This is a genomic window from Flavobacterium sp. (assembly GCF_027484945.1).
In the GTDB taxonomy this organism is placed as follows: domain Bacteria; phylum Bacteroidota; class Bacteroidia; order Flavobacteriales; family Flavobacteriaceae; genus Flavobacterium.
The window spans coordinates 23788-36359 of sequence record NZ_JAIXRZ010000059.1; the positions used below are offsets into that span (position 1 = coordinate 23788).

General features: G+C 37.7%; 12 protein-coding genes. 3 read left to right on the forward strand and 9 right to left on the reverse strand.

Translation table 11 applies throughout. The features are described from left to right. Positions 1-75: 75 nt before the first annotated feature. Complete coding sequence (locus tag Q0039_RS08100; protein ID WP_297511516.1) at positions 76-876, reverse strand: alpha/beta hydrolase-fold protein; 801 nt, start codon at positions 874-876, stop codon at positions 76-78. 48 nt (positions 877-924) lie between these two features. On the opposite strand from Q0039_RS08100, the gene Q0039_RS08105 reads away from it, so the two are divergent. Next, positions 925-1326 (forward strand): TerB family tellurite resistance protein, encoded by a 402-nt coding sequence (locus Q0039_RS08105; RefSeq protein ID WP_297511518.1) that lies wholly within the window; start codon positions 925-927, stop codon positions 1324-1326. A 22-nt stretch (positions 1327-1348) separates the two neighbouring features. Here the strand turns inward: Q0039_RS08105 and uvrB are convergent, their stop codons facing one another. The 8 genes from uvrB to Q0039_RS08145 form a co-directional block, all read right to left on the reverse strand. After that, the gene (gene uvrB / locus Q0039_RS08110) at positions 1349-3349 is read right to left on the reverse strand and encodes an excinuclease ABC subunit UvrB (RefSeq protein ID WP_297511520.1); all 2001 of its coding nucleotides are present in this window, start codon (positions 3347-3349) and stop codon (positions 1349-1351) included. 229 nt (positions 3350-3578) lie between these two features. Continuing rightward, positions 3579-4778 carry a DUF3570 domain-containing protein gene (locus Q0039_RS08115; RefSeq protein WP_297511522.1) on the reverse strand — a complete coding sequence of 400 codons (1200 nt, stop codon included), beginning with the start codon at positions 4776-4778 and terminating at the stop codon, positions 3579-3581. Positions 4779-4796: 18 nt separating this feature from the next. Continuing rightward, the gene (locus tag Q0039_RS08120; protein ID WP_297511524.1) at positions 4797-5003 is read right to left on the reverse strand and encodes a DUF4266 domain-containing protein; all 207 of its coding nucleotides are present in this window, start codon (positions 5001-5003) and stop codon (positions 4797-4799) included. Further along, entirely contained in the window at positions 5000-5893 is an 894-nt protein-coding gene (locus Q0039_RS08125; RefSeq protein WP_297511526.1) for an FAD:protein FMN transferase, read from the reverse strand. The genes Q0039_RS08120 and Q0039_RS08125 overlap by 4 nt, the downstream gene beginning before the upstream one ends. Before the next feature lie 28 nt (positions 5894-5921). After that, positions 5922-6344: a thioredoxin family protein gene (locus tag Q0039_RS08130; RefSeq protein ID WP_297511528.1), complete on the reverse strand. Its 423-nt coding sequence runs from the start codon at positions 6342-6344 to the stop codon at positions 5922-5924. Positions 6345-6401: 57 nt separating this feature from the next. Next, positions 6402-7058 carry a thiamine diphosphokinase gene (locus Q0039_RS08135; RefSeq protein WP_297511530.1) on the reverse strand — a complete coding sequence of 219 codons (657 nt, stop codon included), beginning with the start codon at positions 7056-7058 and terminating at the stop codon, positions 6402-6404. 156 nt (positions 7059-7214) lie between these two features. Next, entirely contained in the window at positions 7215-8033 is an 819-nt protein-coding gene (locus Q0039_RS08140; protein ID WP_297511532.1) for a DUF4249 domain-containing protein, read from the reverse strand. Positions 8034-8037: 4 nt separating this feature from the next. After that, on the reverse strand, positions 8038-10407 hold the full coding sequence (locus tag Q0039_RS08145) for a TonB-dependent receptor (protein WP_297511534.1): 2370 nt from the start codon (positions 10405-10407) through the stop codon (positions 8038-8040). 127 nt (positions 10408-10534) lie between these two features. Here Q0039_RS08145 and Q0039_RS08150 point away from each other — a divergent pair, with 127 nt between their 5' ends. Continuing rightward, positions 10535-11242, forward strand: coding sequence for a hypothetical protein (locus Q0039_RS08150; RefSeq protein WP_297511536.1), 708 nt, complete (start codon positions 10535-10537; stop codon positions 11240-11242). A 40-nt stretch (positions 11243-11282) separates the two neighbouring features. Then, positions 11283-12533 carry an acyloxyacyl hydrolase gene (locus Q0039_RS08155; RefSeq protein ID WP_297511538.1) on the forward strand — a complete coding sequence of 417 codons (1251 nt, stop codon included), beginning with the start codon at positions 11283-11285 and terminating at the stop codon, positions 12531-12533. Positions 12534-12572: the final 39 nt, after the last annotated feature.

Consider the following 12572-nt stretch of genomic DNA (forward strand, 5'->3'; position numbering starts at 1 on the left):
GATTTTTTTCTTCACTAATCACTAGTCACTAATCACTAATCACTAATCACTAATCACTAATCACTAATCACTAAATTAAAACAACCAAAGATACGCTTTTTCAAACTGTTCACTCCAAAGCTTTTCGTTATGTTGTCCACCGGGAATAATTACACTTTTATTTTTCATTTTACAAGAACACCGTCGGGTATTAATCCAGTTTTCTATCGTATGCATATCCGTTTCCATTGCATCGTCGCCTTCTTGATCGCCGCATAATAGATAGATGCGTGAGGTGTAGGTTGGTGTTTGTTCCATAAGTGCTTTCAACGGATCGCGATTAATCCAGAAGGCAGGCGAAAAACAACCGACTTTACCATAAATTTCAGGATATTTAAGTGAGGCGTAAAAAGCGATAAGTCCACCCAACGAACTTCCAAATAGCGCTGTGTTTTTGGCATTTGTTTTCGTGCGATAATGCGAATCGATATAGGGTTTTAAGGTGTTTACAAGAAATTCGAGATATAAATCCCCTTTTCCACCACCGTATTTGGCATTTGTAAACGGCGTAAGTTCTTCCAATCGTTTATCGCCTCCATGATCAATTCCGACAACAATTACTTGTGCATTCAAACGATCTAAGGTTTCATCAATTTTCCATTCTCCGAGATACGCCGTTTTTATGTCGAATAAATTTTGTCCATCGGGCATATAAATAACCGGATACTTTTTTTGGGAAGTCGTATAATCTTTTGGAAGATACAGTCTGATTGTTTTTGTTGTGTGCAATTGAGGGGCTTCCAAGCTAAAGCTTTGTACTTGTACTGAAGCCGAATGGTCTTGTGCTTTTGTAAATGAAATTTGAAGTATGAACAGAACAAATAGAAACTTTTGCACGACGGAACTATTAGTTTATTTTTTATTTTAGCTAAAAATACGGAAATCATGAATACCCCATCCGAAAAAATCAGTTTATTGTCCGATATGATTGCCTTTGCCATTGTAGACGGCGAATTGCACGAACGAGAATATGCTTTTTTGTCGCTTATTGCTACAGAATTGGGTGTCTCTAAAGAACAATTCCGTCAATTGTTTCATGAAGAACACCGCAGTGAAATTATCAAATCGGAATTTGAACGCATTTTACAATTCTACCGATTGGCTTTATTAATGCATTGTGATGGGATTTTACACGAACGTGAACAAATCAAAATCCATGAAATTGGAATCAATATGGGACTCAACCCACATGCGATTAAAAGGGTATTGAAAGCGATGGAACGTTCACCGACACGTGAAATTGATCCTAGTTTTTTGCTCGAAGTATTTCAAGAACAACATAATTAAAAGGGTGCATAAATTCCTTTTTTTAAACTTTCGCCAATTGCCCTTCTAAGACTTTTATCGCATCCCGTAATTGTGCTGCTTGCATAAAGTCCAATTCTTTTGCCGCTTTCTCCATTGCTTTGCGGGTTTCGCGAATACGTTTTTCAATTTCTGGTTTTGTCAAATAAGCTGTCTGGTCTTCAGCTGCTTTTGGGCTTGTAGTTTCGTATTCAAAGGTAGTTTCCAATTGATTTTTGGTCAACGGATTGTTCAGTGTTTTGTTTAAACCTTTAGGAGTAATGTGGTGTTGGGTGTTGTATTGAATTTGTTTTTCTCTACGGTAATTGGTTTCGTTTATGGTTTTTTGCATCGAATCGGTTATCTTATCGGCATACATAATGGCTTTCCCATTGATATTACGCGCGGCCCGACCAACGGTTTGGGTAAGGGAGCGGTGGCTGCGTAAAAAACCTTCCTTGTCGGCATCTAAAATGGCAACGAGTGAAACCTCAGGCAAGTCCAAGCCTTCGCGAAGCAGGTTAACCCCAATGAGTACATCAAATAATCCTTTGCGTAAATCTTGCATAATTGCTACCCGTTCCAAAGTATCAACATCACTGTGGATATAGCGGCACCGAATGGAAACTTTGGTTAAGTATTTAGTCAATTCTTCGGCCATTCGTTTAGTTAGCGTTGTCACAATAATACGTTCATCTACTTCACAGCGTTGTTGGATTTCTTCGATAAGGTCGTCGATTTGATTTAGACTGGGTCGAATTTCAATAACAGGATCTAATAGACCCGTGGGACGAATGATTTGCTCGACATATACCCCTTCTGTTTTTTGCAATTCGTAATCGGCGGGCGTAGCCGAAACATAAATTACCTGGTTTTGAAGAGATTCAAATTCTTCAAACTTTAATGGGCGGTTGTCCATTGCTGCTGGAAGTCGAAATCCATATTCGACCAAGTTCTCTTTTCTACTGCGATCTCCGCCATACATCGCATGCACTTGAGAAATGGTTACGTGACTTTCATCAATTACCATTAAATAATCTGATGGAAAATAATCCAGTAAACAGAAAGGACGGGTGCCGGGTAGACGACGGTCTAGGTATCGGGAATAGTTTTCGATTCCAGAGCAATACCCCAATTCCCGAATCATTTCTAAGTCAAAATTAGTGCGTTCTTCCAACCGTTTGGCTTCAAGATGTTTTCCGATTTTTTTAAAATAATCCACTTGTTTTACCAAGTCTTGTTGAATATCCCAAATTGCCGACTGCAAAACTTCAGGTGAAGTTACAAACATGTTAGCAGGATAAATGTTGAGTTTATCGTACCGTTCGATTACCTTCAAACTTTCAAAATCAAAACACTCTATGGCTTCAATTTCATCACCAAAAAAATGAATACGAAAAGGGTCGTCAGCATAACTTGGAAAGACTTCTACCGTATCGCCTTTGATACGAAAAGTTCCTGGTGTAAACCCTGCTTCGGTACGGGCATATAAACTTTGTACTAAACGATGCAATAATTTTGTTCGCGAAATCGCTTGATCGCGGTGAATTGCGATGACGTTTTTTTGGAATTCTACCGGATTTCCAATACCATAAAGGCACGAAACAGAGGCCACTACCAATACATCACGACGTCCAGAGAGTAAGGCAGAAGTTGTGCTTAACCGTAATTTCTCCAATTCATCATTGATTGACAAGTCTTTTTCAATATAGGTTCCAGTGACAGGGATATACGCTTCGGGTTGGTAATAGTCGTAATAGGAAACAAAATACTGTACCGAATTATTCGGAAAAAACTGCTTAAATTCCGAATACAATTGCGCCGCCAAAGTTTTATTATGCGCCAACACCAAGGTGGGCCGTTGCACTTCTTGAATAACATTCGCAATCGTAAATGTCTTTCCCGAGCCCGTCACCCCAAGTAGGGTTTGGTATTTGTCTTCAGCTTCAATGCCAGCAACTAATTTTTGAATTGCTTGTGGTTGATCGCCCTTGGGTTGGTATTCGGAAATGACTTGAAATCGCATCGTATTAATAATACTAGTAGTAGAGGAATATCCTGCAAAAGTAACGAATTATTTATGGAGAATACGACTTAACCAATTTGGTTTCAAAGTCTTCAATGGTATCCATTAGTCTTTCTATTACACTTATAAAGTGGTTTTAGGTGAATTCGTTCAAAACCAAACCATAAGTTAAAAAAAAGCCACAACTTAAAAAATAAGCAGTGGCGTTTTTATTGTAGGTAAATCCGTGTTATTTAAATTGTAGTGCTAAAGTAATGATATGCGATTGTAAGCCATTATTTCGACTGTAGTATCCATAGCGCAATTCAAATGAGTGAATACGTCTACTATTGAATATACCACGATCATTATCGGTTTTGTGATAGGATAGCCCCAGCATATGACTCGAAAATTGCGACAAGTCAAAGTCACTCGTATAAAATTCGGTTCCTTGAACATGTTGATTTATCGCTTTGAAATAATTTGCTTGGGTTTGGGTATAAAAACGATACGGTAAGGCAATCGATGAAAACGCATTGATTTTATAAACGGGCTCAAAACTAAAGGTATGCGATTGAATAGCCCAAGTATCGGTATAATAGCGGTACAGTGAACGCAAAACCAGGTTATCCCCCAAAAAGTAATTGGCCCTTACACCAGCAGGTAATTTAAATCGGGTATCGGGTAATTTCTCAGAAGCAACAGTTGCATTGTCAAAATAGACACGGTTGAATTTTGTACCTAATAATCCTTGTTGGTATCCAATATCCGTCATGAATGCCAATTGGAAATTTTTAGTAACCACTTGTGCATAAGTTAATCCTAAATTATAGGAGTTCCGGGGTTTCATATCACCATTATTAGCTTGATTATCAGAAGGATTGTTTCGTAGCTCGACTGGTAAAATCACCTTCCATGTATCTAAGAAAACAGACGCTTTGGCAGAAAATTCCCGATTATTGTTTTTCGAACTCTTGGCATATCCAAAATTTACGCCACTTGAGAAATAGTCATATTCGGCAGAAAACGATAATCCAGCATTAACGATATACTTTTTTTCATCGTTTTTGTAAGCGTATTGTGCAGATGGATATACTCGAACGTCTTGATAGGAAGCTGAAGATACCGTATTCGGATCAATTTTATCTGATGAAGCTGAGGTGTAAGAATCCACTCCCAAGCTTAAATTAAATTGATGGGTACGCTTGTAGGCATTTTTTTTGGTCAAAACAACTTCGATATTTGTGGCAATGTCGGTAAGTTTTTCTGTTCCTTTTCCTCCAGTTACCGCCGAATTATCACCTTGTTGGGTGTAATAGCTGGAAATAAAATTAACTTCTTCGATTTTTAATTTTTGCTTTTTATAAACCGTAGTGGTATCGTTTTGGGCTTTCACTTTTGGATGGAAAAGTAGCGCAAGACAAGCGGCAGTAATAATTCTTTTTTTCATGGTTAGGGATTTTTAGAATTAATTACAGCCACAGCCACCACCCGTTTTTCCACCATTCGCTCCCGAGCTTCCCTCGCGATAGAGTTGGAATGTATTTTCAAATTTTTCAGTAGGCTTTGGGGCTAGTGCCATCTCAGAATCATTGATTTTTGATTTCTGATATTCCTTTACCGAGGTGCAGGCGGTACAACTGAGTATCCCCAAAAGAACAAGTGTTTTTTTCATTTTAATTGAATATTATGTGAAGTATATATTCGGTCGTTATCATCGATAATAATACAACCGATAGTTTGCAATTGATTTATAAAATCGAGACCCACCTCAATGCCCATAACTGTTACGGGCGTTGCCAAAGCATCTGCGATTTCAGCATTTTCTGCAATGATGGTAACGCTTTTAATTCCGCTTACAGGAAAGCCGGTTTTTGGATCAATGGTATGGCTGTGTTTTTTACCTCCAATTATTGCATATTTTTCATAATTACCTGAAGTAGCTACCGCTTTATCCGTAATTTGAAATCCGGCAAACAAGCCATTTTTTGCATTAGGATCAGCAATTCCAATTGTCCACGGACTACCATCTTCTTGAGTTCCCCAGGCCGCCAAATCCCCCGACGCATTTACAATGCCACTTTGCACACCGCTTTCTTTTAATTTTTTTCGTGCCATTTCTGCTGCAAATCCTTTTCCAATTCCACCAAATCCTATTCGCATCCCTTTTTCTTTAAGAAAAACCGTTTGTAAATTATAGTCCAAAATAATATTGGTATAGTTGATTAAGGCCACCGATTTTTTTGCAATGGCTGGATCGGGTAATTCGGTCATAGTGGTATCAAAATTCCAAAAGCGCTTATCAATACTGCCGTAGCTTAAATCAAACGCACCTTGTGTCATTTGGGAGAGCATTTGACTACGGTGAATTAATTGAAAAACTTCATCGGGTACTTGTACGGGTTGAATTCCTGCATTTGCATTGATTGTTGCAGTTACACTTGTTGAACTAAACGTTGTAAGAATGGTTTCTATTCGTTGTATTTCAGTTATAGCACAATCAAAAAGCGGTTCAACCTCACTTGCACTTGCCCCTAGTAAGGTAAATTCAAATTGGTTTCCCATTAAGCGCTCCCTGCGTTTGAAAACCATATTATTGCAAAGCTTTTATAAATTGATCGACGGTTTCTGTTGGTAGTCCATCCCATTTTTTTAGGATCTTTTTATGTTCATCCAATACTACAATTCGCGGAAAAACACCTTCTTGATTAAAAGCTTCTGCGGCCATTTCATTTGCTTTTTCCTGTTCAGTACTAAGCTTGTTTTTGCGCAATCGCGGAAAGTCGGCATTCACAACAACTAAATTGGTTTTGGCAAATTCCTGAAAAAGAGGGTCGTTGATTATTGTTTTTTTAAATTTAATGCAAGGCGCACACCAATCGGAGCCAGAGAAATATAAAAGTACTTTTTTATGTTCTTTTTGCGCTACAATTAAGGCTTCATTAAGGTTATTCGCTTCTTGGCTCCAAACAAACCCCGTGCAAATCAAGCACAACAGCGGAAGAATTTTTTTCATTGTATTAAGTTTATTTTAAGATAACGTGAATACAACGAAATTATTGGATACGCGATGTTAACTTTCAATTAATAGTAAATCACCGGTTTCAAAAGCAATGGTAACTAAGCCATTTTCTGCTACATGATTGCTGCTTCCGGATCGGTAGCCCAGGGTGAGCGTTTCGTCGGTTAAGGGATAAGCAAGATTTTTAGTTGTTATACCGGTAACGGTGCCTAAAGGGATTAGTGAAAGTATACTGTCTTTGAGGTACCACTTTTCAAATTTTTTTGGTGCAAGAAAAAGTTTCGAATGATCGTCTAAATACACCACTTTCAGATCATTTTGATAGCGCGCCATAATTGTAAGGTTATGCAATGTATGATCCATACGATTGCCGGTAGCCCAAACTACATTTACCCCACGATGCCCGCGTTCGATTAAATAGTCAAACGCCTTTTCTAAATCGGTTTTATCTTGGTTTGGAGTATGAACAATGGTTAAAGGAAATTGTTTTTCGGTATATACTAACGGATCAAAACCCCGATCAAAATCACCCAACAGCACATCTACTTTTATCCCAAGTTCAGCCACGCGTTCCATAGCGGAGTCCAATACGATAACAAGTGGCTGCCATTCTAATAATTGGTTTAAAAACTCCATCGAACAGGACGCGCCATTTGCTATGATTAGCGCAGGCTCTTGGTCGTCACGAACTATGTGGTGGGATGACATGATGAATTTTTATCGTACAGAATTTAATGATGTTGGGAGTACCCTTTCAAAAATAGCAATTTTTGGCAATTGTTTCAATTGATTTTTTTTTGGAGCTTCATAATGGTAGACGTAAAATCAATTTATGCGAATCCAATTTGAACATAAAAACACGCACTATTCTACGGTGTAGTCTATATAATCTACTTCTGACAAATGGAAATAGCCCAAGGGATAATCGGCTTCGTTGGTTTGGTTTACAATATTACCGCGTAATGTAGCAGGTGGTGTAGCGAAAGGACTTCCCCCTTGATTACCTGCAATATTTAATAATTTGTTCATGTAATTATAATACCGTTCTGTAATGCCTTCAAGTTTACAGCGCAATTGAACATTGGTTTCTAAGTTTTCATTGGTATAGAATCCAAACATTTGATTGCCTTGAAAAAACTCATCTGAAATTACACCATATTCAGGTAGGGCAAGTTTTGCATTTTTTACGCCCACCAAATAAAAATTATCTTCATTGCCGTTGTCTTGGTAAAAGAATTTCACTTGAATCTCATCACCTCCAAATCCTTGCACTGTATTTTGCTGGATTGCGTCAATTGTTGGCGTTGCCATTAAAGGTGCTACAGCGCGATAAGTAGTCCCCTGATATTCCACAGTAAGGGTATAACTTTCATTAATTACCGGGATGAATGTTGTACAAACATAAGCCCCTGAATTGGGAACGGTTTCAATAAAAGGAAAAACGGTATTAGATGAATTCGTCACATAAACGGTAGCACCAGAAACTTTAGGTATTTCATTGGCAAAATATCCAGTAGTTAGGCTTAAATTAATGGTTTGTTCGTTGCCAGCAGTTCCTTTTTCCCAACGTAAGTTGGCATCAATAACCAATTTAGGCTCAGCTGTTTCTAAATCAACTTCGACAACATCTTCACAGCTAATGAAGGTTAGTAAAAGAACAAATAAAAGACTATATTTTTTCAAGGTGTTAAAATTTAAAATTATACGTAATTGCGGGTACTATTCCGAATATAGATAAGCGTATCGCTTCATTTCGCCCTGTTTCAAGGTTTTGTCTAAAACTAATGTTTGCCGCGTTTTTACGGGCATACAAATTATAGATGCTAAAGACCCATTCTTCAGTCCATTTTTTACTTTTCTGTTTTGGGGTAAGCGTAGCAGAAATGTCTAAATGGTGGTACAACGGCAAGTTATTTTCATTACGCAATCCATAATTGGGCACAGTTATACCTTGGTACACATATTGACTGTTGGGATAGGTAATGGGTTGTCCCGATTGTAACACAAAGTTGGCACCGAAGGTCCATTTCTTATTCCATTTATAGGTTGAAGTCAAAGATAAATTATGCCGCTTGTCGTAGCCCGATCGGTACCATTCGCCATTGTTGATTCCTGTTTCGTTGGGCGTTCTTCCTGGCGTACGTTGTTCCGACTTTGAAAGCGTATAGGCCACCCAGCCCGTCCAGTTGCCTGTGTTTTTTCGGAATAGGACTTCGAGACCATAAGCGCGCATTTCTCCATTTAGAATCACTTGTTCGATCGCTTCATTGGCGATTAAGTCGGCACCATCAATGTAATCCATTCTGTTTTTTACGCGTTTGTAAAAAGTTTCCACTTCAAATGAGAACTTATCGTCTTGTAAGTTTGAAAAATACCCCAAAGCAATTTGGTCAGCAATTTGTGGTTGGATGTACGAATCACTCGGAGTCCATACATCTAACGGAGTAGGTGAGGCAGTATTGGATATCAATTGTAAGTATTGCACCATACGGTTGTATCCTAGTTTTAGCGAATTTTGATTGTTTAATTCATACGATAAAGCGAAACGGGGTTCGAAGTTATCATAAGCCGCCATAACTTGATTGGCGCCATAATACTTTGTTCCGATTGGAGTTGCTTTTTCATAAATTTTTAATTCGTCATCAAAGAGTACGGGATTATTATTGGCGTATAGATTTTTTGTCGAACTGCCAAGTCGGTAAAACCAACTGTAACGGAATCCATATTCGACATTTAATCGGTTGCTAATTTTTTGTTCAGCACTCCAATAAATGGCGGGTTCAAAAGCGTATTTTTTTTCTAATTGGCGGTAATTGATGCCTGAATCCAAACGAGAAGGTTCGATTGTGCCAGGATTAAAGTCGTAATAAATTCCAGATACACCGTAGAACAATTTAATTTTATCGGTTAGGTAGTGCCTGAAATCGTATTTGATGTTGTAATTTTTAATTCCGGAATCCCAGTTAAAACCAACAAAATCAAGATTTAATCCGTAATAATAGTCGCTATAAATAAGTGATAGATTAGAAAATAATTGATCGGAATACAAATGGTTCCAACGCAGATTAAGTGTGGCGTTACCATAGATGTTTTCAAAACTTTGATTAATATTAAATACATCGCGGCCAAAATATCCGGAGAGGAATACGGTATTGTTTTTATTAAACTTATAATTCAGTTTAGTATTTAAATCATAAAAATAGGCGGAGTTTTCATTATTGGATAATTTTAAGAACAAATGGGCATACGAACCCCGTCCTCCAATTAAAAATGAACCTTTGTTTTTTTGCAGCGGACCCTCAGCTAGAATGCGGGAAGAAATAAGTCCGATCCCCCCATTCATATGAAAGTTTTTACTATTTCCTTCTTTTTGGTAGAGCTCTAACACGGAGGAAGCGCGCCCTCCAAAACGCGCGGGGATACCCCCTTTGTATAACTTTAAATCTTTGATTGCGTCGGGATTGAAAACCGAGAAAAAGCCAAATAGATGGGAAGAATTGTAAATTGTCGCTTCATCGAGCAGTATTAAATTTTGATCAGCTCCACCTCCTCGAACATTAAATCCCGATTGTCCTTCACCGGCATTGGTTACACCCGGTAAGAACAAAATAGATTTTAAAATATCAACTTCACCCAATACTACGGGCATTTGTTTGATAGTGGCTGTTGTTAATTTATGGACACTAATTTCGGGTTTGCGAATATTGCTTTTGGTTGCATCGGTTGTGATAATTACTTCCTCTAAAATTTCACCTTTACCCTCGAGCAGTATGTCTAATTTTCGGTTTTGGTTTAATTCAATTTTTTCGGTTTTTGTGGTATACCCCAAATAACTGTAAGCAATCGAATAATTTCCAGAAGGAAGCGTAATGGAGTAAAAACCGTATTCATTGGTTATCGCGTATGATTGTGTTTCTTTAACAAGAATAGTAACACCAATAAGTGTTTCATTGTTTTGGGCATCAACAATGGTTCCACTGAGTGTAAATTTTTCTTGCGCTAGTAGTCCAAAGCTAAAAAGACACAAAATCAAAGTTGAACGTAAAAATAAAGGCATAATCTTTGTTGTATAGAATTGCAAATTTGGTGAATGATTAGCCAACTTGTTGCAATGCGATTGTTAATGTAAGGTTAAACTGCAGCACTATCGCTATTTTCACTTTATTTTTAACCAAATTTTTAGTATGAAAGGCCGTTTTTTTCTTTTATTATTTTTAATTTCTATTTCGAGTTGGTCTCAATTTGAGACGCGTCGGAAGAAGATAAAAATTAAAGCGGTCCCTGACAATTTAGCAAAGAAAAAAGCAACTGTAGAAACCACGCCTACTGTTGTTCCATTGTTTAAAATAAATACTCCAAAAGCGCGAACATCAGACGATATAATCATGCAGAGTTTACCGCAAATGCCCAAAATTGGTGAGCTTCCCGATAAACAATATGAAGTGCGCAATCCGGCCGAACTCTATACCGACCGGTTTAATATGAAGTTGAAAGAAGAGGGTGTAAGTCCAGAACTATTTAATCGCGATATGGACTTAGGTAGGGCAATCGTTTTTACTCAAAAAATAGAATTGTCCACCCGAGATTACGGTATAATTGACGGTGATCATATTCGGGTTTGGTTAAACGGTATCTTGGTGAATCCATCACTAGTTTTGCGGGATGATTTTCAAAAATTTACGGCAACATTGAATCCCGGTATTAATATTATTGAAATAGAGGCATTGAACTATGGTCAGCTGTCACCCAATACGGGACAATACGATTTCTATGATGCTAATGGAACCTTGTTTTCTCAAAAATATTGGAATCTCGGTATCGGGTACAAGGCTCGTTTGCAAGTTGAATATGTAGAAAAAATGGATAAATCGAAAGAAGGCGAAAAAAAATAATAGAATTCGTTTATTTTTACACGGCATTCATCGGAATTTCATGTTTACATTAAATCGATTCTCATTTTTATTTGCCCTTACAGTAGGTGTAAACGCCTCTTTTTTTGCACAAAAATCAAAATCCCATTGGTATGCTGCCCTAGAATATTCGTTGGGTAAGACATCACCAGCCAATGTTGATTTTCCGCCCATTGGTCCGCAGCATGGCTTTTTAGTTTCAGTCGGTACAACCCAAAGTAAGCTGAATAGAACATGGAAACAACAGTTAGGTTTTCCAGAAACGGGCTTAACGTTTTCTTACGTACAATTAGGAAATGCTACATATTTGGGTTCGGCCTATACGTTAACTCCATTTGTTAATTTTAAAGTTTTTCGCGCTTGGTCGTCCCGGTATCAATTAAAAGTAGGTTTGGGAGCTTCTTATTTTACGCACTTGTATGACCCTTTAAACAACCCCAATAATAAAGCTATTTCTACCCGTTTTACATGGGGGTTTCGCACCAATATGTACTACCAATTATGGGAGAAAAAAGCGTTTGATTTAAAATTAGGATTGGGTTATTTTCACAATTCTAATGGGCATACGCGTTTACCCAACAACGGGTTAAATACATTTTTGGTGAGTTTATATTCGCAATTGAATTTTAATAAAAAAGAAGCTACAAGTTCCGTAACCCATCCGATCACAGCAACGCGGCAAAGCTATTATGCTTCTCGATTTGGACTTGGTCGGCGCGTACTTTCGATATATGATAATGCGGCAAAAGATGTTTATACAATGGCTGTTTCTTCAGGGGTAATCTATAATAAATCATTTAAGTTAGGTGCCGGAATGTATTATCGCTTGTATAAAGATTATTACGATTATATTCAAGAAAATGGTGCTGTAGTTGCTTCTTTATATCCAAATTTTCGAAATAATCCATTGCAGTATGCTTCAACTATTGGAATATCCGGAAGCGGTGAGTTGCTTTTGAGTCATGTTGGAGTCGAATTGGAAATGGGGATCAATTTATATAAACCAGCGTATGCTTTTGATTGGCAGATTAACGAAGAAAAATATAAAGATGGGGCGATGCAGTTGGGCGAATTAACTACCTATTACAAAATCAAGAAAACAATTTCTACCCGTTTGGGTGTTAAAGCATATCTCTTGAATACCGATATTGCTCCACGTCATAACTTATTTCTTGGTGCGTTTATTAATGCAAATTTAGGTCAAGCCGATTTTACCGAACTCACTCTAGGTTATCAATATGCGTTACCCTTAAAAACAAAGAAGAAAGCATAAAAAAAGACGGCAAAAACCGTCTTTTATTCTTTGCGTAAC

What these genes read in the sequence shown, in the direction of transcription:
- Q0039_RS08145 (WP_297511534.1), bottom strand. Translation starts at nt 10,407, where the DNA reads ATGCCTTTATTTTTACGTTCAACTTTGATTTTGTGTCTTTTTAGCTTT.
- Q0039_RS08125 (WP_297511526.1), bottom strand. Translation starts at nt 5,893, where the DNA reads ATGGGAAACCAATTTGAATTTACCTTACTAGGGGCAAGTGCAAGTGAG.
- Q0039_RS08150 (WP_297511536.1), top strand. Translation starts at nt 10,535, where the DNA reads ATGAAAGGCCGTTTTTTTCTTTTATTATTTTTAATTTCTATTTCGAGT.
- uvrB (WP_297511520.1), bottom strand. Translation starts at nt 3,349, where the DNA reads ATGCGATTTCAAGTCATTTCCGAATACCAACCCAAGGGCGATCAACCA.
- Q0039_RS08105 (WP_297511518.1), top strand. Translation starts at nt 925, where the DNA reads ATGAATACCCCATCCGAAAAAATCAGTTTATTGTCCGATATGATTGCC.
- Q0039_RS08115 (WP_297511522.1), bottom strand. Translation starts at nt 4,778, where the DNA reads ATGAAAAAAAGAATTATTACTGCCGCTTGTCTTGCGCTACTTTTCCAT.
- Q0039_RS08155 (WP_297511538.1), top strand. Translation starts at nt 11,283, where the DNA reads ATGTTTACATTAAATCGATTCTCATTTTTATTTGCCCTTACAGTAGGT.
- Q0039_RS08135 (WP_297511530.1), bottom strand. Translation starts at nt 7,058, where the DNA reads ATGTCATCCCACCACATAGTTCGTGACGACCAAGAGCCTGCGCTAATC.
- Q0039_RS08120 (WP_297511524.1), bottom strand. Translation starts at nt 5,003, where the DNA reads ATGAAAAAAACACTTGTTCTTTTGGGGATACTCAGTTGTACCGCCTGC.
- Q0039_RS08130 (WP_297511528.1), bottom strand. Translation starts at nt 6,344, where the DNA reads ATGAAAAAAATTCTTCCGCTGTTGTGCTTGATTTGCACGGGGTTTGTT.